This window comes from Kribbella sp. NPDC049174 (genome assembly GCF_043197365.1).
Lineage (GTDB): Bacteria > Actinomycetota > Actinomycetes > Propionibacteriales > Kribbellaceae > Kribbella.
In genome coordinates this window covers 1,766,428-1,787,419 of sequence record NZ_JBICSZ010000001.1, presented here as the reverse complement: position 1 = coordinate 1,787,419, position 20,992 = coordinate 1,766,428, and the positions used below count along the sequence as shown (strand labels likewise).

The window sequence follows — 20,992 nt, the reverse complement described above, 5'->3', positions numbered from 1 at the left end:
AGAGCTCAACCCCGAAGGTAGGTGAGCACCGCGGACACCCGCCGATCGAGACCGTCGTCAAGCTGGAGCTTGGCGAAGATGTTGCCGACATGCTTGCGTACGGCGGCCTCACTGACGACCAACTGCTCGGCGATCGACCCGTTCACCCGGCCCTCCGCCATCAACGCGAGCACCTCCAGCTCCCGCGGCGTGAGCGCCGACAGCGGCCCGTCGTTCCGCCGCCGGGCCAGCAGCTGCCGGACCACCTCCGGGTCCACCACTGTCCCGCCGTCCGCGACCCGGTCGAGAGACTCGAGGAACTCCGCGACGTGCCCGACCCGGTCCTTCAGCAGGTACCCGATCCCGCCGGTCGTTGTCTCGAGCAACGTAGACAGATACGCGTCGGCGACGTACTGGGACAGCACCAGGATCCCGATCGACGGCAGCTCGGCCCGGATCGCGGCCGCTGCCCGCAGCCCTTCGTCACTGTGTCCAGGCGGCATCCGGACATCGGTGATCACGACATCCGGCGGTTCCTTGCGTACGACGGCCAGCAGCGTGTCCGCATCGCCGACAGCGTCCCGTACTTCGTGGCCGGCGCGGTCCAGGATGCTGGCCAGGCCCTCACGCAACAGCAGCGAGTCTTCGGCCAGCACGATGCTCAGTCGCCGAGTCGGCACGGGCACTCCATCCTCAATCGAGTCGGCCCACCAGGTGGGCTGTCGATGTCGAGTGTGCCTCCCAAGGCGTCCAACCGGGTCACCAGACCGGTGAGTCCGGTGCCGGCCCCGGTCCGGGCGCCGCCGACGCCGTCATCGGTGATCGTGATGACCAGCCGATCCCGCTCGACCCACCCGGTCACCTCGCAGCTGGTCGCCTGGGCGTGCTTGGCGACGTTGGCCAGCGCCTCGCTGACCACGAAGTACGCCGCTGCCTCGATCGGCGGCGGCAGTCGGGACGGCAGTGTCAGCTGAACGCTCGCCGGCAGCGGACTCCGGTCCGCCACCTCCAGTACGGCGGCCTCCAGCCCGTGGTCGACGAGCACCCGTGGGTGGATCCCCCGGACTGCCTCCCGCAGGTCCGCCAACGCCGCTTCAGCCTCGCCGTGCGCTTTCACCACCAGCCGCTTGCCTTCGCCGTCCGGCAGATCGAGCTCGGCCAGCCCGAGCGTCATCGTCAGCCCGACCAGCCGCTGCTGTACGCCGTCGTGCAGATGCCGCTCGATCCGCACCCGCTCGGTCTCGAACGCATCCACCAGATCGAGCCGGGACCGGCGCAGCTCGGCCACGTTCCGCTGCAGCTCGTCCTGCCGCGGACCCAGCATCGCCTTCGCGAGCGCGGCCTCGGCACCGGCGAGAACGCCGAGCAGATACGAGCTGAAGACGTAGAAGACCGGACCGAAGCACAGCAGGAAGATGAACCCTTCCTGCGCACTGTCCAGGATCCACGGCCCCATACCCATCTGGTCGCCGTCGGCGATCACCGGCGCGGCCAGCGTGGTGCCGAGGATGGTCGCGCTGACACCGGCGAACAGGGCGCTCAGCGGCCAGACGAAAACGCCCAGGACGAACCCGTACCCGAGCGCCCGCAGCGACGCCTGCTCCCGCCGCCGGAACTTCAGCTTCTCCCGCCGAGACAGCGACTCCGGCATCTTCGCGTGCGGGCTGCTGATCCCGTCGATCAGCACCAGCCCGGCCCGCCACCGCTCGACCCGGCCGATCACGACCCCGATCAGCGGGAACATCGTGATCAGCAGGATCCCGATCAGAATCGGGCTCAGCACGGCACTGGCCGCCGCGACGCCGAAGAGTACGGCGATGCTCACCACACCCACCGGGACCGAGGTGAACAGGTACGCGTAGCTGCGCCAGGGCCAGGACGACACCAGGAAGCGGGGCGAGGCCATCGCCGCCCAGGTCGTCATCGGAATTTCCACGGTGCCAACCCTAGGCGCGGGACAGCCTGCGGGACGGTAGCGTGCGCGCTACTCCAGGTCTCCTCCCTGGGCCAGGGTGTCAACACGGGCTTACCGGTTGGCTGGTTACATGACCGCTACCGCGCCGACGTACCCAAGCGTCGCACCATCCGAAGCGCCGGCCTTGCTGCTGGACGGCATCACCAAGACCTACCGGTCCAAGGCCGGAGCGGTCGACGCGCTGCGAGGCGTGACGTACCACTTCCAGCGAGGCTCGTTCACCGCGGTGATGGGCCCGTCCGGCTCCGGCAAGTCCACCCTGCTGCAGTGCGCGGCCGGACTCGACCAGCCCACCGACGGCACCGTCGTACTCGGCGGAGTGACCCTGCGCGGGCTCAACGAGGTCGCGCTCACCAAGCTGCGCCGGGAGGAGATGGGCTTCGTCTTCCAGGCCTACAACCTGCTGCCGTCGCTCACCGTGTACGACAACGTCGCACTCCCCCTGCGGCTGACCGGTCGTCGTCCGAGCCGGAACGACGTACACCGGGTGCTGGAGCAGGTCGGGCTCGAGGGCAAGGCGAAGCGGCGGCCGGCGGAACTGTCCGGTGGACAGCAGCAGCGGGTCGCGATCGCGCGAGCGCTGATCACCCGCCCGTCGGTCTTCTTCGCCGACGAACCGACCGGTGCACTCGACAGCGGGACCAGCCGGCAGATCCTCGCTCTGTTGCGCGAGGCAACCGATCGGGCCGGGCAGACCGTGGTGATGGTCACCCACGACCCGGTCGCGGCCGCGTACGCCGAGCGGGTGCTGTTCCTCTCCGACGGCCTGATCGCCGGTCACCTCGACCGCGGTACGCCGGCCCAGATCGCCTCGGCGATGAGTTCGCTGGAGCGATGACCATGTTCTATCTCAGCCGTCAGACGGTCAGCCGTCATCGTTCGTTGTACGCCGGTTCGTTCGTCGCGCTGGCGGTCGGGGTGTTCCTGCTCGGCCTCGCGGCCACCGCCACGGCCGCCACCATCGCCTACCGCGGTCCGGCCGCCGACAGCATGACCGTGACGACGCTGGGCAGTCCGGACACCGCGCCCCAACAGGTCCGGATCCCACTGTCCGGCGCCGATGCCTCCGGGCTCCAGGTCGTGCTCAGCATGGTCGGCACGATCAGCGGATTCATCACGATCTTCGTCATCGCCAGCACGTTCGCCTTCGCGGTCGCCTCGCGGCGTCAGGAGATCGGCCTGCTTCGCCTCATCGGCGCTACGCCTTCCCAGGTACGGCGGATGGTCCTCGGCGAAGCGTTCGTCGTCGCACTCGCCGCCTCACTGACCGGTGCGGTCCTCGCCCAGTTGGCGACTCCCCTGCTGCTGCGGAAGGCGTCGTACACCGAGCTGGCGCCAGTGAAGCTGGAGCCGGCCTCGCCGTGGGTGCCGCTGGCGATCGCGGTCTGTGCCGGGCTGGTGGTGGCGATGCTGGGTGCCCGGTCGGCGGCTCGTCGCGCCGGGCGGGTGGGACCGATCGACGCGCTGCGGGAGGCCGCGCTGGAACCGCCGCGGATCGGACCGGTGCGCATCGTCTTCGGACTGCTCTTCCTGGCCGGTTCGATCACCCTGCTGGCGCTGATCCAGCCGTCGACCGGTGAGGGCATGGTCCCGCTGGCGATGTTCACGCCGATGCTGCTGGTGATCGCACTGACCCTGCTGGCGCCGCTGGTCGTGCCGTGGATCGCACGGCTGTGGGCGCTGCCGCTGACCAGGTGGACCCGGGTGTCGGGCCTACTCGCTCGCAGCAACGTCGTGGCGGCGCCCCGCCGCAGCGCGTCCCTCGCGGCCCCGATCCTGGCCATCTCGGCGGTGGCTGGGTCGATGGTGCTCAGTCTCAGCTTCGCCGCCGACGGCGCCGAGGCGAGCATCCGCGACACACTCCGCGCCCCCATCGTGGTCACGGGCTCGGCTGACATCAACGCCGTCCCCGGGGTGGCCACGGTGGACGCCGGGCTACCGGTCCAGTTCGTCCGGATCGCCTCGGACTACGCCGAACTCGAGGACGCGGAGGGTATCGATCCGGCGATTGCGTCCCGCAGCCGTGACCTGACCGCGCTGTCCGGAAGCATCGACCGGCTCACCGGCAATACTGTTGCTATCGGCAAGGAGATGTCGGGGTTCGAGGGTTACCGGGTCGGCGACGAGATCCCGGTGACGTTCCTGGACCGGACCGAGGTCAAGCTGAAGGTCGTCGCCATCGTGAAGGACGCGTTCGGAGTGAATCCGTCGTTCCTGATCCCGCTCGAGTTGGCCCGTCAGCACGCTCCGACCGCCAAGCCGGACCGCCTGTTCGTCCTGCCGGATGACGGGGTGGATCCCGCCGCGTTGGTGACCAAGCTGCCGAACGCCGTACCGGCAACTGAATGGGAAGCCGAACACGACGCGGGCGTCCGGGAAGGCAATCGGTTCGGGCTGATCCTGTTGCTCGGTCCGGCCGCGCTCTACAGCGCCATCGCGATCGCCAACACGCTCCTGATGGGCAGCCTGCAGCGGCGGCACGAGTTCATCACCTCGCGGCTGCTCGGGGCCACGCCGGCCCAGATCCGCCGGATGGTGCTGTGGGAGTCCTCCCTGGTCGGCGCGGTCGCGCTCAGTCTCGGTACGGCGATCACGGTCACGGTCGGGATCCTCCTCCGGCACGCCATGACGGCCGGGCTGGCCGACGTACCGGTGACCGTGCCGTGGGGTGTGCTGCTGGGTATCGGCGGCGTCTGTCTGACCTTGGCGGTAGGGTCCGCTCTGGCCCCGACGACGTACATCCTGCGCCGGTCGCAGCCGTCCGCAGCGGTGGACTAGACCGCTCACGGCGACTGTCCGGAACGGATGGCGGGTCGCGGCCTCGCTCGTAGGCCCCCGTCCTGGACTGAGGAGCGCAGGGAGCGAAGCGACTGGAGCGACGAGGGAAGGACGGGAACCAGGGCCCACGACGCGCCGCGCCGGAGGCGTGGCCACGTGCACAGCAAACGTGAGTTCACCAGGGACAATGGGCACGGCGCCGGACCGTCGCGGCGCCGTACCGGCTTGATCGAGGAGTTCGCAGACCCGCATGGCACGCCGTACCAGCACCACCGCCGAGCCCGAGGACTTCGAGGAGCACATCCTCGACGTCGACGTCTCCGACGAGATGCGCACCAGCTACCTGGAGTACGCCTACTCGGTGATCTACTCCCGGGCGCTGCCGGACGCGCGGGACGGACTGAAACCGGTCCAGCGACGGATCCTGTTCTCGATGGCGGAGAACAACATCCGTCCCGACCGCGGTCACGTGAAGTCGGCCCGTGTGGTCGGTGAAGTGATGGGTAAGTACCACCCGCACGGCGACGGCGCGATCTACGACGCCCTGGTCCGGACCGCGCAGCCGTGGTCGATGCGGGTCCCGCTGATCGACGGCCACGGGAACTTCGGCTCCCTCGACGACGGCCCGGCCGCGATGCGGTACACCGAGTGCCGGATGGCGCCGCCCGCGCTGGCGATGACGCAGGGCCTGGACGAGAACGTCGTCGACTTCCGGCCGAACTACGACGGCCGCGAGGAAGAGCCGTCGGTGCTGCCGGCCGCCTTCCCGAACCTGCTGGTCAACGGCGCCGCCGGGATCGCGGTCGGGATGGCCACCAACATGGCCCCGCACAACCTGGTCGAGGTGATCCAGGCGCTGCGGCACCTGATCAAGACGCCGACCGCGGACCTGGACGACCTGATGCGGTTCATCCCCGGCCCGGACCTGCCGACCGGCGGCAAGATCGTCGGCCTGGAGGGCATCAAGGACGCCTACGCCACCGGCCGGGGCAGCTTCAAGATGCGCGCCACCGCCCGGATCGAGAACGTCACCCCGCGGCGCAAGGGCATCGTGGTCACCGAGCTGCCGTACTCGGTCGGCCCGGAGAAGGTGATCGAGAAGATCAAGACCCTGGTCCAGTCGAAGAAGCTGCAGGGCATCGCCGACGTCAAGGACCTGACCGACCGGGCCCACGGCACCCAGCTGGTGATCGAGGTCAAGAACGGCTTCGTCCCCGAGGCGCTGCTGGAGCAGCTGTACAAGCTGACCCCGCTCGAGGACGCCTTCCACGTCAACGCGGTCTGCCTGGTCGACGGCCAGCCGCGCACCCTCGGCCTGAAGGAGCTGCTCGAGGTCTACCTCGGCCACCGGTACGACGTGGTCCGGCGGCGCAGCGAGTTCCGCCGGAAGAAGGCCCAGGACCGGCTGCACATCGTCGACGGCCTGCTGATCGCGATCCTGGACATCGACGAGGTCATCCAGATCATCCGCAGCAGCGACGACGCCGCGGAGGCCCGCGGCCGGCTGATGGAGATCTACGACCTGACCGAGGTGCAGACCAACTACATCCTGGACATGCCGCTGCGCCGGCTGACCAAGTACTCCAAGCTCGAGCTGGAGACCGAGAAGGGTGAGCTGGAGCGCGAGATCGAGCGGCTGACCGCGATCCTCGAGGACGAGACGCTGCTCCGCAAGACGGTGTCGGACGAGCTGGCCGAGGTCGCCAAGACCTACGGCACGCCGCGGCGGACCGTGCTGCTGGAGTCGTCCGGCGCGACCAAGACCGCGGCGGTGCCGCTCGAGGTCACCGACGACCCGTGCTGGGTGCTGCTGAGCTCGACCGGGCTGCTCGCCCGGACGAACGGCGTCGAGCCGTTCGGCACCGGCGACACCCGGGCCAAGCACGACGCGATCGTGTCCGCGGTGAAGAGCACCGCCCGCGGTCAGTACGGCCTGATCACCAGCGCCGGCCGGCTGATCCGGCTCGAGTCGCTCGACCTCCCCGCCGTACCGACGACCGCCAACGCGCCGAACCTGCAGGGTGGTGCGCCGGTGGCGGAGTTCGTCTCGCTGGAGCCCGGTGAGAAGGCGCTCGCGCTGACCACGATGGATCCCGACTCGATCGGGGTGGCTCTGGGTACGGCGGGTGGCGTGGTGAAGCGGGTCGTGCCCGACCATCTGAGCAACCGCGACGCGTGGGAGATCGTCCGGCTGAACGACGGCGACGAGGTCATCGGCGCGGTCGAGCTGACCACGGGCGACGAGGAGCTGTGCTTCATCACGTCCGACGCGCAACTGCTGCACTTCCCAGCGTCGGTGGTGCGTCCGCAGGGCCGGACCGCGGGCGGTATGGCCGGTGTCCGGCTGGGCAAGGACGCGAAGGTCGTGTTCTTCGGTGCTGTCGACAGCAGCCGCGAGGCGCAGGTCGTCACCATCGCGGGTTCGTCGTCGGCGCTGCCGGGGACCGAGGTCGGCGCGGTGAAGGTGACGCCGTTCAGCGAGTACCCGGGCAAGGGTCGTGGCACCGGTGGTGTGCGCTGCCAGCGGCTGCTCAAGGGCGAGGACGGGCTGTTGCTCGGATTCGTCGGTGCGGCCCCGGTCCGGGCGAGTGCGAGCAGCGGTGCGCCGGTGGAGTTGCCGCCGATCGACCCGCGCCGCGACGGTTCCGGCGTACCGGTTGCGCAACCCATCGCCGCATGCGCTCCGGACAGCGTCAGTTACATGGCAGGCTGACCCCATGAAGAGACTGCTCGCGCTCGGCGCGGTGCTGGTGCTGGCGCTGGCGGGCTGCAGCGACGACAAGAAGGACGCCGACGGCGGCAACGGTCAGACCGGCGACGACCCGGTCGCGCTGCTGACGGCGGCCAAGAAGACGATCGACGAGGCGGCCAGCGTGCACATCGTGCTGGTCGGCCGGGACATCCCGGACACCGCGCAGGCGCTGTCCAGCGGTGACGGCGTCGCGACGCACGCGCCGGCGTTCAAGGGCAAGCTGACCGTGCGCACCGCCGGTTCGCCGATCGACGCCGAGGTGGTCGCGGTCGGCAGCAAGGTCTACGCGAAGCTGCCGTTCACGACGAACTTCATCGAGCTGCCGCCGGCCCAGCTGGCCGGCCTCGGCGCACCGGACCCGGCGATCCTGCTGGACCCGGCCAAGGGCCTGACCTCGGTGCTGCCGACGCTGAAGGACCCGAAGATCAAGGGTGAGACCCGGGACGGCGCCAAGGTCCTGACCGAGATCACCGGCGTGATCGAGGGCAAGTCGCTGCAGGGCATCTTCCCGAAGGCACCGGCCGACCAGGACTTCCCGAGCACCTTCAAGATCGACAAGGACTCCAAGCAGTTGGTGTCGGCAACGATCACCGGCCCGTTCTACGACGGCGCCACCAGCAGCTACGACGTCACCCTGGACCGGTACGGCGAACAGGTCGAGATCACCAAGCCGTGACCGGGGATCCGCCCGTGGCCAACCCGAGGGTTCGGCTCACGCTCGCCTCGATCGCGGTCGCCTTCGCGGCTGCTGACACCTACGTCGTCGTCCTCGCCCTGCCGGACATGATGTCCGGGGTCGGACTGTCGGCGGACGAGTTGCAGCGGGCGGCGCCGATCATCTCCGGGTTCCTGCTCGGGTACATCGCCGTCCTTCCGTTGATCGGGCGGATCGCCGACGTGGTCGGTCGTACGCCGGTCCTGATCGGGGCGCTGCTGTTGTTCGCGGTGGGGTCGCTGATCACGGCCAGCGCGTATGACCTGTCTCTGATCGTGACCGGGCGGTTCCTGCAGGGTGTCGGCGGTGGTGGGCTCGTGCCTGCCACCCTGGCGCTGGTGGCCGACCTGTGGCCGGCCGAGCGACGTGGACTCCCGCTGGGGGTCGTCGGCGCGGTGCAGGAGCTCGGGTCGGTGCTGGGGCCGTTGCTGGGTGCTCTCGTGCTGGCGGTGGCGGACTGGCGGTACATCTTCTGGCTCAACCTGGTCGTCGCGCTCGTGCTCGCCGTACTGCTGCGCGGCCTCCGTCCACCACCGCTGTCAGCCGCGGTCGGGTTCATCGCCTGCCTGGCTCTCGGCCTCACTCTCACCGCACCCGAACGGCTTGCGACCGGTGTCACGCTCGGCATTCCGTTCGTGCCGTTCTCGGGCGATTCGCGTCTGCTCACGCCGATCGGCGTCGTCACCGTAGTACTGCTACTGCTATGGATCGCTCTGATGCTCCGGAAGACCCGGTTGCGGGAGACGCTCGCTCAGGTCGACCTCGTCGGCGCCCTGCTGCTCGCGCTGGCGCTGGCTGGTGTCGTGCTGGCGTTCGCCACTGCTGACCCCGAGCGGGAGTTGATGGCACCAGCCGGGCCCTGGTTGCTGGTCGGTGCCGCCGTGTTTGCAGTTGCCTTTGCGATCTGGCAGCGCCGTACGACGCGAGCGATCGTGCCGCACGGATTGCTGAAGGCAGCGCCGGCCTGGGGTTCGTTGATGGTCAGCTTCCTGGTCGGCTGCGCGTTGATCGCGGCGCTGGTCGACGTACCTGTCTTCGCGCGGACCACCCAGGGTGGCGGGCAGTTGGCCGCCGCGCTGGTGTTGCTGCGGTTCCTGATCGCGTTGCCGGTTGGTGCGGTGGCTGGCGGGTGGCTGACCCGGCGCTACGGGTTGGGTTGGATCACCGGGGCCGGGCTGGCGTTGGCCGGGGCGATGTTCGTGGTGATGGCGTTCTGGGGTCGTGACGCACTCGATCACTGGCTGGCGACCGTCGTACTGCTGGTGTGCGGGTTCGGGTTCGGGCTGGCGTTGTCGCCGGTCAACACGGCCATGCTCGGGGCCACTCCCCCGGACAGCCACGGCCTGGTCAGTGCGCTGGTCGTGGTCGCCCGGATGGTGGGCATGCTCGTCGGCGTGTCCGCGCTCACCGCGATCGGGCTGCGCCGGTACTTCGCGATCGTCGACGACATCCCGTCACCGAACGAGCTGTGCCCGTCCGCGCCGGGAACGTGTCGTCCGTTCGTCGACGCCCTGCGCGACGCGGCCGTTTCACAAGTTCACGCAATCTTCGCCGGTGCCGCCGGCTGCGCCTTCCTGGCCGCCGTACTGGCCGTGCTGCTGCTCGGCCGACGTGGCGTTGTGCACAGATGATGGTCATCGTGCCGGACACCCGTCCCGGCTGTCGTACCGTGATCACGTGACCGCACGACTCGACGCGACCGGCCGGCCAGGCCTGTGCTCGACCTTCTGCCGAGAGTTGCGTGAGCCGCTCCCCGGCACGGCGGTCGTGGCCAGCGGCTGGGTCCTCGTCGAGCAACCCGGTCCGTGGGGCGCCAAGGCGCCGACGCAGAGCCATCTCGACCCGGAGTTCGGCGGCGCGATCGACGCGGCGTGCAAGAAGGCGGACGTCCGGTTCGGGCTGATCCGCTCGCCCGGCCGGCATCCCGACCGGACCGAACGGTCACACCAGGTGTACGTCGCTTCGACCACGCCCGGACGCACCTGGCTGCTGGGCTGCGGCGTCGCCGACCCGCTGGAGCTCGATGGACTCGACCTCGAAGCCGTCGGCCGGGGCGATCGGGATGCCGTCATCGAGTCTCTGCCGGCGCTGACCGTGGTCGACGAGCCGGTCATGCTGGTGTGCACCAACGGCAAGCGGGACGAGTGCTGCGCGCTTCTCGGCCGGCCGCTGGTCAAGGCGCTGGCCGCGGTCGCACCGGGCCGGGTGTGGGAGGCGAACCACCTCGGCGGACACCGGTTCGCCCCGACCGCGACGCTGCTGCCCGCCGGCACCATGCACGGTCACCTGACTGCCCAGACTGCGGTCGCCGTGCTCGAGGCCGCAGCTCGTGGTGAGACTATGCTGACCGGGCTGCGCGGCCGGTCGACCTGGACCAATCGCGGTCAGGCCGCGGAGATCGCCGTACGCCGGCTCATCGGAGAGCTGGCGCTGGACGCCCTCAGTGTCGTGGGCGAAGACCCGGGATTCGTCGTCGTCGTTCATCGCGACGGCCGGTCCTGGGCCGTGCCGGTCACCACTGCACCCGCTGATCCACCTCGTCCGGAATCCTGCGGAAAGGAGCCGTTCGCCATGTCGATTCTGCATGCCGGAACCCCAGTGCCGGGTGAGGCCCGATGACCAGTGGATTCGAGGACCTGCTGGCCGCCAACGCCGACTACGCCAAGGAGTTCGCCTACGGCGGGTTCGACGGGATCGCGCATGCCGGCGTCGGCGTCGTCACCTGTATGGACTCGCGCATCCCGCCGCTGGAGATGCTCGGGCTGAAGCCGGGTGACGCGAAGGTGCTGCGCAGTGCCGGCGGCCGGGTCACCGAGGTGACCATGACCGGCCTCGTGCTCGGCGTCCAGCTGCTCGGTGTCCGCCGGATCATGATCATCCCGCACACCCGCTGCGCGATGGCCGCGATGTCCGAGGACGACCTGCGCCGCCAGGTCGAGACCGCCGCGGGCAAGCCGGCCGGCTACCTGCCGATCCACGTCATCCCCGACCAGCTCGAGGCCCTGCGGCACGATGTCACCGCCGTCCGCGACCACCCGCTGATCGGCGACGACATCCTGGTCGGCGGCTTCATGTACGACGTGGACAACGGCCGCCTCACCCAGATCGACTGATGCCGGGACTCACCCCGCCGGCCCTCCGCCCGTTGCCGTTGGCAACTCTCAGGCCGGCCGGATGGCTGCTGGAGCGCGTCCGCCTGCAGGCCGACGGGATGGCCGGGCACCTGGATGAGTTCTGGCCCGACATCGCGCGCAGCGGCTGGATCGGCGGCGATGCCGAGGGCTGGGAGCGCGGACCGTACTGGCTCGATGGCATCACCGGGATCGCCTACCTGCTGGACGACGAGCGGTTGAAGGCGAAGGTGCGTCGGTGGATGGATCACATCCTCGAGCATCAGCACCCGGACGGGTGGTTCGGGCCGCGCTCGGGTGAGGCGACGTACTCGGATCATGACGTCTGGCCGCGGATCATCGTGCTGAAGGCACTGCTGCAGCATTTCGACGCGACCGGCGACGAGCGCGTGGTCCCGGCCGCACTGCGGTTCCTCCGGCTGCTCGACGTACTCCTCGACGAATGGCCGCTGCAGGAGTGGGCGCGGTCGCGGTGGACCGACATCGTCTGGGTGATCAACCAGCTGCACGACCTCACTGGGGAGGACTGGCTGCTCCCGCTGGCGGCGAAGTGCAGGAAGCAGGGCTTCGACTGGTTCGGGTACGCCGACGACCTTCCGTTCCGCGACAAGGTGGACGAGGCAACGTTGCTGGCGATGAAGGACCAGCACGACGGCCACTGGATGAACGACGTCTACCTGTCGTCCCACGGCGTCAACGTCGCGATGGGCCTCAAAGCGATGCCGGTCTGGTGGCGTCACGACCCGACCGACCAGCAGGCCCGTCTCCTCCGGCTGATCGCGGCGTTGGATGAGCACCACGGCCAGCCGAGCGGTCTCTTCAGCTGCGACGAACACCTCGCCGGCCGGCACCCGAGCCAGGGCACCGAGACCTGCACGGTCGTCGAGCACCTCGCCTCGCTCGAGGTCGCCCTGGAGACCTGGGGCGCCGTCGAACCGCTTGCCGACCGAGTTGAACGGCTCGCCTTCAACGCTTTGCCCGCGAGTACGTCGCCAGATGAGTGGACCCACCAATACGTCCAGCAGGCCAACCAGGTGATCTGCCACGTCACCGAGGACCGCGTCTACACCAACAACGGCCCCGACGCGAACGTCTTCGGTCTCGAACCCCACTTCGGCTGCTGCACCGCCAACCGCCACCAGGGCTGGCCGCGCTTCACCACCCACCTCTGGATGCATTCCAGTGACGGCGCCCTCACCGCCCTCTCCTACGCGCCGTGCTCCTTCGAGTACGACGGCCTGACGGTCGACGTGTCCACGGCGTACCCCTTCGAGGACGAGGTGACGATCACCGTCAGCGGCTCCGGCGTTGTACCCCTGAACCTCCGCATCCCAGCGTGGTCCACCGGCGCCACCGTCGACGGCGAGGCTGTTGCCGCCGGCACCCTGCACCAGGTACGACGTGACTGGTCCGACGGGCCGCACGTCGTACGGCTGCACCTGCCGGCCGCGGTCAACGCAGTCCCCCGCTCGGCCAATGCCGTCGCGCTCGAACGTGGGCCGCTCGTGTTCTCCCTCGCCGTCCCCGAGCAGTGGACCAAGATCGGCGGCGAGGAACCACACGCCACCTACGAGGTCCACCCGACCGCGCCGTGGAACTATGCCATCGACCCGGATGACCTCCGGCTGGAGCGCGAAGCCGTCACAGAGCACCCCTTCACGAAGACACCGCTCCGGCTTCACGTCACCGGCCGCCTGGTGCCGGACTGGACGCTGGAACACGGCGCAGCCGCCGCACCCCCGCCCAGCCCGGTCACCACGACCGCCGCCGGAGAGCTGACCTTCATCCCCTACGGCTGTACGAATCTCCGCGTCACCGAACTGCCCACGACGCGCTGACCCGTCAGAGCTCGTCGACGACCTCGATCTCCTCGACCGCCGAGCTGCCCTCACGGACCAACGCGAAGGCGGCCTTCACCTCTGGCAGGTTCGGCGCGAGCTCGCGGACCGCCTTCAGGCTGTCCTCGGAGTCCCAGCGCCAGACGCCGACCCATTTGCCGTCCTCGAGCTGACCGAGACGTGCCTCGGTCAGGCCGGGCCGCGCGGCCCGGACGGCCCCGACCAGGGCGGTGTGCCGACTGCGCACATCGTCGGCTGTCACGGTGTCCACGGCCTCGAAACGGGTGACTGCGATGAGTGTCATGACTAGATCCTCACACTAGAGTTGACTTATAGCGAACGAATCTAGAGATAGACTCTAGTCATGACCGCTGTCAAGCGACTTAACAAGCGCGCGGAGAAGGCGCAGGAGACCCGGCGACGGATCATCCAGGCGGCGAGCGACCTGTTCGTCGAGGACGGGTACGGCGCCACGAACCTGCAGGACATCGCCGACCTGGCCGGCGTCGCGGTGCAGACGATCTACTTCGTCTTCGGCAACAAGCGCGCCCTGCTCAAGGAACTCGTCGACACCACCATCGCCGGTGACGCCGAGCCGGTCGCGACGCTCGACCGCCCTTGGTTCACCGGTGCGGTCGCCGCCCGCACCGCCGAGGAGATGCTGACCGCCTACGTCCCCGGGTCGAGCGCGGTCCTGGCCCGGGTCTCGCCGATCATGCGCGTGCTGGAGGCAGCCGTCGCCAACGACCCGGAGGTCGCCGCACTGTGGCCGCAGGACGAGGACCTGCGGTACGTCGTCCAGCGCACGGCCGCCGAAGCGTTCGTGGCCAAACCGGGCGCACGCGAAGACCTCACCACCGAGGACGCGGCAGACCTGCTGTACGGGATCCTCAGCCCCGAGCTCTACCTGCTCTTCGTCCGCGACCGCGGCTGGACTCACGAGCGCTGGGTGCACTGGGCCGGTCAAACCCTCCGCACCCAACTCTGCGCGTGATGCTGGGCCGGCTAGCTGACGATGACCTTGCCGGTGTCGAGTTCGTAGTAGGCGCCGACGAGTTTGAGCTTGCCCGCCTTCTCCAACGGGCCGATGACGGAGGATTGCCGAAGCCTGGCCAGGGTCAGGTCGACGTTGGCGTGGACGGCGTTGGTGACGCGGTCGCCCGGCTTCCCCGCGACCTGGCGGACCGCGGGAGCGAGTGAGTCGACGAGGTAGCCCATCTCGCCTGCTTCAGCGGTGCGCTGGCCGGAGTCGAGCGCCTTGATGGTGGCGGTGATCGCGCCGCAGCGCTGGTGACCGAGGACCATGAGCAGCGGCGTGTGCAACTCCGCGACGCCGAACTCGAGGCTGCCGGTCACTGAATGGTCAAGTGCTTCCCCGGCGCTCCGTACGACGACCAGGTCGCCGAGCCCCTGGTCGAAGATCAGCTCGATCGGCACCCGGGAGTCCACGCAGCCGATCACGGTGGCGAACGGGGTCTGACCCTTGCTCACGGCAACTCGACGGGCGATGCCCTCGTCGAGGTCCTCCTCGCGGTCGGCGACGAAGCGCGCGTTGCCCTCCAGCAGCCGCTGGAGCGCTTGGTTGCCGTCCACAACAGGTGGCGGACTCGGTGGGTTCGTCCCGATCGTCTGGGCGGCCGGGGTGGAGGTCGTACCGGACGTCGTACCGGATTTCGCGCAGGCGGTGAGGGTGGCGGCACCGGCTCCGGCGACGAGAGTAGTGTGCAGGGCTGTGGTCAGGAACCGGCGCCGCGAGGTGACGGGCGCCGCGGCCACCGGCCGGCGACGAGATGTGATGCTCAACTGTGCTCCTTGGACAAGGCGACGTGGGCGACGCCGCCTTCTGAAGGTAACCCCTTGCATACTGTCTGCAATACCCGGGGCCTGTTCGGATGTCTCGGCGGATGCGCAAGGATCTGATAGACAGCCGTTATGAGACTCCGCCCCAGCTCGTTCTCACGCTCCCTGCTCATCGGTGCGATCGCCCTGACCACCGCTCTGTCCGGCGCTCCCACGGTCCAGGCGGCACCTGTCACCGGCTGTCTCGACACCGGCGTCAACGGCACGGTCGAGGAGCAACGTCTCGACAACGGCGTCGCCGGCGGTCCCTCGGTCCCGGCCGAGATCCTCCGCCGCTCCGGCTTCGACCGGCACGTCGCGCTCTTCAACCGACTGCTCTGCTCAGCTCCGAACCAGCGAGCCGCCGCGACCCTCGTCCGCGTCCAGGGCGAAGCCCTCTGGCGGACGGCGACCCACCGCGCTCAGCACGCGCAGACCGCACCTGACGCACTCCCCGCCACCGACGACCGCGGCCTCTACTGGGCCCGCATCTCGATGGCTCTCGCCCTCCGGCAGTGGCAACCCGACTTCACCCTCGGTACGGCGGAACGCGCCGGACTGATCCGGTCACTCGAGTACACCTCCCGTGGCATCACCAGCACGCGCTTCGCACCCGGCGTACGGAAGATCCTGGTCACCGGGTTCGACCCGTTCACCCTCGACGCGGACATCCGGATCGGCAACCCATCGGGCGCCAACGCCTTGACCCTCGACGGGCAGCGCTGGGTGGTGAACGGCAAGACGTACGAGATCCAGACCGTCGTCTTCCCGGTCAGGTACACCGATTTCGACGAGAACATTGTCGAGAACGCACTCGCCCCGCACTACCGCTCTGGACCGCAACGGGCCGATCTGGTCATGACAGCGAGCCAGGGCCGGGTGGGGATCTTCGACCTCGAGGTTTTCAACGGCCGGCGCCGTTCGGTCAGCTCGATCGGTGACAACAACAATCTCTGGGGCGGCGGCACCACCAGCGCACCGGTGGTCTCCCCCAGCATGCCGGCCGGCCCCGAGTGGCTGACGTCGAGCCTTCCGCTGGCCCGGATGTCCCAGGCCGACGTCACGCCGTTCCGGATGCGCGTCAATACCTCGGTCCTCGAGATCCCGGCCGGGCAGACTCAACCGGTCCGCCAACCGCTCGGTCCGACGCCCGGTTCGATCGCGTCCGAGGGCGCCGGTGGCGGCTACCTCTCCAACGAGGTTGCCTACCGCAACACCCTGCAGCGTGACCTCCTCGACCCGTCGATGCCGGCCGGCCATCTGCACGTCCCGGTCCTGTCCTTCGACCCGGCCAACAAGACCGCCATCACCGATCCGACGTACGAGTCCAACCGCGAAGCGATCGTCCGAGGTGCCCACGCCGCGTTGCGCGCGGCGCTGAGCTAGAGCTTCAGTACGTCGGCAGTCCGGACGGGCTGACCTGTTTCGAACGACCGGTTGGCAGCCAGACCGGTGACCAAGGCCAGGGCTGCCTGCCGGGCGTCGGCGATGTCGGCGTTGTCTGGGCCGTCCGAGGAGTCGAGCAACGCGGCCAGCACACGCGCGTCCGCTCCGCCATGACCGGCGTGATCATGCTCGACCGTGTGGTCGACAGGCGGCGACCACAACGGCCGCAGCGTGATACTCGTCTGCCCGGCGGTCGGCGCGGCCAGGTCGCCATGCACCGCTCCCTTGGCCGAAGTCACCCGCTGGTGAGGCGTTGTCCATGTCGACTCTTCGACATTCAGCTCCAGTCGACCACGCGATCCGTTGAACATCACCCGATAGCCCTCAGCCGGCGAGTACGCGGTCAGGTGGTACGTCATCGTCGCGCCGGTGTTGTAGGACACCAGCAACGCCATGTCGTCCTCGATCGTTACCCCAGGCGCGAAGACGTTGCGATCCCGGTAGTACCCATCCTCGACCTCAGCGTCCAGGTACAACTCCCGCAACGTCGCGTTGTCCGCCAGGTGCAGCGCAAAGGGATCGTCGAGCGCCGAGGCCGCGCCATGCGCACGTGAGTACTCGCGCGCGTACCCGTGCCGCCGGCCGGGACCGTAGAACGCCAACTGTCCTCGCCCGTAGACGAGCTGCGGTTCAGCGCCGAGCCACCAGTTCACCAGGTCGAAGTGGTGACTGGCTTTGTGCACCATCAAGCCACCGGAGTTCGCCTTGTCACGATGCCACCGCCGGAAGTAGTCGGCGCCGTGCGACACATCGAGCAGCCACTCGAAGTGCACCGAGTGGACGTCACCGATCGCACCCTCGGCCAGCAACGACCGCACCCTCCGATGCACCGGGTTGAACCGATAGTTGTACGCGACCGACAGCGAGCCACCCGTCTCCCGCACGGTGTCGAGGATGCTCTGAGCCTTCACCGCATCGGTCGTCAACGGCTTCTCACTGATCACCCGGACACCGGCTCGCAGCGCGGACTCGACGTACCGGTCGTGCGTCGCGTCGACGCTCGTCACCACGAGCAACTCGATCCGCTCGACCCGCAGCATCTCGTCGAATCGCGCCGGCGGCCACTGATGAGCGGTACGGCGACCGGCCGCCAGCAGCATCCGGTTGTGGAACGCCATCCGCACCGAATTCGGGTCGCACAACGCCACGACGTCGTACCCGTCCCGCTTGGCCAGCCCTTCGGTGAACAGCTGGGCGCGGTTGCCGGTGCCGACGATCGCGGTCCGAATGGGTAAGGACATAAGACCCCCTATTGCTTGACCGCACCGGCCAGGCCGTTGACGAAGAACCGTTGCAACAGCAGGAACAGCAGGATGATCGGGGCGAGCGTGATCACGGTCCCAGCGCACAGCAGCGTCCACTCGGTCGAGTTCTCCCCGATGAACGCGTACATGCCGATCGCGAGCGTGCGCAGCTCCGGCCGGCCCAGCGTGAACACCAGCGGGATGAAGAAGCTGTTCCAGGCCGTGATCGCGGTGAACAACCCGACCGTGGCCAGCATCGGCCCGGACAGCGGCAGCATGATCCGCGCGAACGTCTGGTGGAAGTTCGCACCGTCGACCTGCGCCGCGTCCTCCAGCTCCCGGTCGATCGCCATGAAGTAGCCCATGAACAGGAACGTGCCGAACACCACGCCGCCGGACGCCTGCACGATGATCACCGCCCACAGGCTGTTCAGCAGATGCAGCCGCTGCATCAGGTCGAACACCGGAATGATCGTGTAGCCGTGCGGCAGGAACAGCGTCGCCGACACCAGCCCCAGACAGAATCCCCGACCCGGGAACCGTGTCCGGGCAAGTACGTATCCCGCGGTGGAAGTGACTACTAAAGTGACCAGGACCGTCCCGAGGGTGATCAGAAAAGTGTTCATGAAGTACCGGCCGAACGACGCCTCGCGCCACGCGTCCAGGTAGTTCGACCACAGGAACTGCGACGGCAACGGGCTCAGCCCGCGGCCGAAGAACTCGTCGTCACTCTTCAGCGAGCTGCCCAGTGCCCAGAACAGCGGATACAACCAGGCCAGGCCGCTGACGAGTAGGGCGACGTGCGTCATCACGGTCACCGCGCGCCCGCGCTTCATCGCCCGCCCCCAGTCCCCCGGCGCCGCGCGAGAGAGCGCAGTACGACGACCTGGACGACGGAGAAGACGATCAGCAGTACGCCGTAGATGAACGACGCCGCCGAGGCGAGCCCGATGTCGGGCTGCACCGCGTTGGCGTTACTCCCGCCGAAGGCCAGATGGTAGATGTAGGTGTTCACGACCTCGGTGGAGAAGTACGGCCCGCCGCTGGTCAGCACCTGGACCAGGTCGAAGATCTGGAACGTGCCGATCACCGCCAGGACGACGATCACGACGCCGACCGCCCGCAGCATCGGGATGGTGATGTACCGGAACGTCGCCAGCCGGCCGGCACCGTCCAGCCGGGCCGCCTCGTAGAGCTCCTCCGGGATCGTCTGCAAGCCGGCCAGGAAGTACACGAGGTTGTAGCCGAACGTGTGCCAGATCCCGACCAGGATGATGATCGCCAGCGCGAAGTGCGGATCCCCCAGCCAGTCGATGTGCCGATCGATCAGGTGCAGGTTCAGCAACAGGTTGTTGATCGAGTCACCGAAGTTCGACACCAGCAGCTGGATCACGACCCCGATCACCGCGGCCGAAGTCACCACGGGCAAGAAGAACAGCGTTCGGTAGAACGAGGCGAATCGCAGCCGCTTGTTGTTCAGCACCAACGCGAGGGCCAGCGCCAGCACCAGTTGGATCGGTACGACGAACGCGGCGTACACGAAGGTGTGGCCGAGCGACCGCCAGAAGATGCTGTCGTGCACGATCTGGCGGAAGTTGTCCAGGCCGACGAAGTCGGTCGGATCGCCGATCCCGTCCCACTTGTAGAACGTGTACCCGAGTGACGCGATGATCGGATACACCACGAAGACCAGCAGCAGCACCATCATCGGCGCCAGGTAGACGTACGACCAGAGATAGGTACGGCGACGCGCCCGCCGCCGGCTCACCGTGTGTGGTGGCCCGGCGGTGGCGACGTCGTCCCGTACGGCGGTCATCACCATCAGGCGGCCGGTTTGGTCGTGTACGGCTTGGTGAGGTCCCAGTCGGTGAAGGCGAAGTCCTTCAGGCTCGCACCGGCGCCGACCTTCTTCACCGCGTCGGCCAGCGCCTGGTTCATCTTGCCCGTCAGCTCGTTCAGGGCACCCTGGACGTCCTTGAGCTGACCGGTGTAGATGCCGGCGAGTACGTCGTTGATGTCCGGCTTCACCGCGGGCAGTTCGAGCTTCGTGAGCTTGGGGTTGCGGATGGTCGGCTGCGGACCGACCACTGCAGCACCGGACATCGCGACGTACTGGGCGAAGGGTGCGAAGGTGACGCCCTTCGGATCGTTGTTCTGCGCGTAGACCGAGAGACCCTGGCCCTGCTCGACCCAGCGCTTGCCCGCCTCCGGGCTGTACAGCCAGTCGAACCAGGCCCACGCCTCGTCGGCGTGCTTGGACTTCGACGAGACCGCGACGAACCGCCCGCCGGGCGGACCGTAGAACAACGCCTTCGGCTCATCGCTCGGCGCCGGCAGGGTGACCAGGCTGTAGTCGGTGAACTTGTGCTTGGTCCACTCCGGCTGGTTCCAGACACCGCCGACCGTCATCCCGAACCGCCCGCGCTCGAAGAACGCGCGCGCCTGCTCGTCGGAGATGCTCATCGAGTTGGGGTAGAACCAGTTCTTGTTCTTCCACTCCAGCAGCAGGTTGATCACGTCGAGGTAGTTGCGGTCGGTCCCGAACGTCCACTGACCGACCCGGTAGTCCATCCCGTCGATCCCGCCGACGGCGGCGCCACCCGGCGACCCGGCGCCGCGGACGAACAGATCCAGCCACCAGGCCAGGGTCGTGTTCGTCGAGTTGCCGAAGCCGAACGGCGCCACCTTGCCACCGCTCTTCGACGCGATCGCGTCGGCCGCGCGACTCACGTCGTCCCAGGTTTTCGGCAGCTTCACGCTGCCATCGGCATTCGTCAGGCCGGCGTCCTTGAAGACACCGTGGTGGACGTAGAGCTGCAGCGACGGCGCCGGGGCGGCGAACGGCGCGGTGTAGACCTTGCCGTCGAAGACGTCGACCCCTTCGACGAAGCTGTTCTGCGGGAAGCGGGACTGCCACTCCTTCGTCGCCCACTTGTCCACGGGCATCAGCCAGCCCTGTGACACCTGCTGGCTGAGTTGCGGGCTCTTCGGGATCATCAGGATGTCCGGGGCGTTCTCGCTGCGGTACGCGAGTGAGACCAGGTCGGCGTACTTGTCGCTGACCTGTGTGGTCTTCTTCACTGCGATCCCGGGGTGAGCCTGCTGGAACAGCTTGATCTCGTTGTCGACCCAGCCGGCCTGGCTGGCGTACCAGTCCCAGTAGGTGATCGTGGTCTGAGCTTTCGCCCCCTCGCTGTCGTTGCCCGAGGACGAGCAGCCGGCGACCGCACTCGCACCGGCCAAGGCTGCCGCACCACGGAGCAGTGTCCGTCGGGAGATGGGTGATGACATGGTG

At 68.5% G+C, this 20,992-nt stretch carries 18 protein-coding genes; 10 read left to right on the top strand and 8 right to left on the bottom strand.

All coding sequences use genetic code 11. From position 1 onward, the window contains the following. Nucleotides 1-5: 5 nt before the first annotated feature. The gene (locus ACGFIF_RS08450; RefSeq protein WP_393152847.1) at nucleotides 6-659 is read right to left on the bottom strand and encodes a response regulator; all 654 of its coding nucleotides are present in this window, start codon (nucleotides 657-659) and stop codon (nucleotides 6-8) included. After that, nucleotides 641-1,915, bottom strand: coding sequence for a sensor histidine kinase (locus ACGFIF_RS08445; RefSeq protein ID WP_393152845.1), 1,275 nt, complete (start codon nucleotides 1,913-1,915; stop codon nucleotides 641-643). The genes ACGFIF_RS08450 and ACGFIF_RS08445 overlap by 19 nt, the downstream gene beginning before the upstream one ends. A 109-nt stretch (nucleotides 1,916-2,024) precedes the next feature. Here ACGFIF_RS08445 and ACGFIF_RS08440 point away from each other — a divergent pair, with 109 nt between their 5' ends. From ACGFIF_RS08440 to ACGFIF_RS08405, 8 genes are all read left to right on the top strand, one after another. Further along, nucleotides 2,025-2,792, top strand: coding sequence for an ABC transporter ATP-binding protein (locus tag ACGFIF_RS08440; RefSeq protein WP_393152843.1), 768 nt, complete (start codon nucleotides 2,025-2,027; stop codon nucleotides 2,790-2,792). Next, nucleotides 2,789-4,732: an FtsX-like permease family protein gene (locus ACGFIF_RS08435; RefSeq protein WP_393152841.1), complete on the top strand. Its 1,944-nt coding sequence runs from the start codon at nucleotides 2,789-2,791 to the stop codon at nucleotides 4,730-4,732. Before ACGFIF_RS08440 ends, ACGFIF_RS08435 begins: the two co-directional genes overlap by 4 nt. Nucleotides 4,733-4,982: 250 nt before the next feature. After that, complete coding sequence (locus tag ACGFIF_RS08430; protein ID WP_393152839.1) at nucleotides 4,983-7,445, top strand: DNA topoisomerase (ATP-hydrolyzing) subunit A; 2,463 nt, start codon at nucleotides 4,983-4,985, stop codon at nucleotides 7,443-7,445. A 4-nt stretch (nucleotides 7,446-7,449) separates the two neighbouring features. After that, nucleotides 7,450-8,160 carry an LppX_LprAFG lipoprotein gene (locus ACGFIF_RS08425; RefSeq protein ID WP_393152837.1) on the top strand — a complete coding sequence of 237 codons (711 nt, stop codon included), beginning with the start codon at nucleotides 7,450-7,452 and terminating at the stop codon, nucleotides 8,158-8,160. Nucleotides 8,161-8,174: 14 nt separating this feature from the next. Beyond that, entirely contained in the window at nucleotides 8,175-9,830 is a 1,656-nt protein-coding gene (locus ACGFIF_RS08420) for an MFS transporter (protein WP_393152835.1), read from the top strand. Between the two features lie 46 nt (nucleotides 9,831-9,876). Beyond that, nucleotides 9,877-10,818, top strand: a complete 942-nt coding sequence (locus tag ACGFIF_RS08415; RefSeq protein WP_393152833.1) for a sucrase ferredoxin — start codon at nucleotides 9,877-9,879, stop codon at nucleotides 10,816-10,818. Further along, nucleotides 10,815-11,312, top strand: coding sequence for a beta-class carbonic anhydrase (locus ACGFIF_RS08410; RefSeq protein WP_393152831.1), 498 nt, complete (start codon nucleotides 10,815-10,817; stop codon nucleotides 11,310-11,312). Before ACGFIF_RS08415 ends, ACGFIF_RS08410 begins: the two co-directional genes overlap by 4 nt. Next, complete coding sequence (locus ACGFIF_RS08405; RefSeq protein WP_393152829.1) at nucleotides 11,312-13,168, top strand: beta-L-arabinofuranosidase domain-containing protein; 1,857 nt, start codon at nucleotides 11,312-11,314, stop codon at nucleotides 13,166-13,168. Before ACGFIF_RS08410 ends, ACGFIF_RS08405 begins: the two co-directional genes overlap by 1 nt. A gap of 4 nt (nucleotides 13,169-13,172) precedes the next feature. Here ACGFIF_RS08405 and ACGFIF_RS08400 read toward each other — a convergent pair whose 3' ends face one another. Beyond that, the gene (locus ACGFIF_RS08400) at nucleotides 13,173-13,472 is read right to left on the bottom strand and encodes a hypothetical protein (protein ID WP_393152827.1); all 300 of its coding nucleotides are present in this window, start codon (nucleotides 13,470-13,472) and stop codon (nucleotides 13,173-13,175) included. 60 nt (nucleotides 13,473-13,532) lie between these two features. Between ACGFIF_RS08400 and ACGFIF_RS08395 the strand changes: the two genes are divergently transcribed. After that, nucleotides 13,533-14,162: a TetR/AcrR family transcriptional regulator gene (locus ACGFIF_RS08395; RefSeq protein ID WP_393152825.1), complete on the top strand. Its 630-nt coding sequence runs from the start codon at nucleotides 13,533-13,535 to the stop codon at nucleotides 14,160-14,162. Between the two features lie 11 nt (nucleotides 14,163-14,173). Here the strand turns inward: ACGFIF_RS08395 and ACGFIF_RS08390 are convergent, their stop codons facing one another. Next, nucleotides 14,174-14,971 carry a carbonic anhydrase gene (locus tag ACGFIF_RS08390; protein ID WP_393152823.1) on the bottom strand — a complete coding sequence of 266 codons (798 nt, stop codon included), beginning with the start codon at nucleotides 14,969-14,971 and terminating at the stop codon, nucleotides 14,174-14,176. A 129-nt stretch (nucleotides 14,972-15,100) separates the two neighbouring features. Here ACGFIF_RS08390 and ACGFIF_RS08385 point away from each other — a divergent pair, with 129 nt between their 5' ends. After that, nucleotides 15,101-16,393 carry a hypothetical protein gene (locus ACGFIF_RS08385; protein ID WP_393152821.1) on the top strand — a complete coding sequence of 431 codons (1,293 nt, stop codon included), beginning with the start codon at nucleotides 15,101-15,103 and terminating at the stop codon, nucleotides 16,391-16,393. On the opposite strand, the gene ACGFIF_RS08380 is transcribed toward ACGFIF_RS08385, so the two are convergent. The 4 genes from ACGFIF_RS08380 to ACGFIF_RS08365 are packed head-to-tail and all read right to left on the bottom strand — an operon-like array spanning nucleotide 16,390 to nucleotide 20,988. After that, nucleotides 16,390-17,694 (bottom strand): Gfo/Idh/MocA family oxidoreductase, encoded by a 1,305-nt coding sequence (locus ACGFIF_RS08380; RefSeq protein ID WP_393152819.1) that lies wholly within the window; start codon nucleotides 17,692-17,694, stop codon nucleotides 16,390-16,392. The genes ACGFIF_RS08385 and ACGFIF_RS08380 overlap by 4 nt on opposite strands. Before the next feature lie 8 nt (nucleotides 17,695-17,702). Continuing rightward, entirely contained in the window at nucleotides 17,703-18,533 is an 831-nt protein-coding gene (locus ACGFIF_RS08375; protein WP_393152817.1) for a carbohydrate ABC transporter permease, read from the bottom strand. Continuing rightward, nucleotides 18,530-19,513: a carbohydrate ABC transporter permease gene (locus ACGFIF_RS08370; protein WP_393152815.1), complete on the bottom strand. Its 984-nt coding sequence runs from the start codon at nucleotides 19,511-19,513 to the stop codon at nucleotides 18,530-18,532. The genes ACGFIF_RS08375 and ACGFIF_RS08370 overlap by 4 nt, the downstream gene beginning before the upstream one ends. A gap of 5 nt (nucleotides 19,514-19,518) precedes the next feature. Then, on the bottom strand, nucleotides 19,519-20,988 hold the full coding sequence (locus ACGFIF_RS08365) for an ABC transporter substrate-binding protein (protein WP_393152813.1): 1,470 nt from the start codon (nucleotides 20,986-20,988) through the stop codon (nucleotides 19,519-19,521). Nucleotides 20,989-20,992 lie beyond the last annotated feature (4 nt).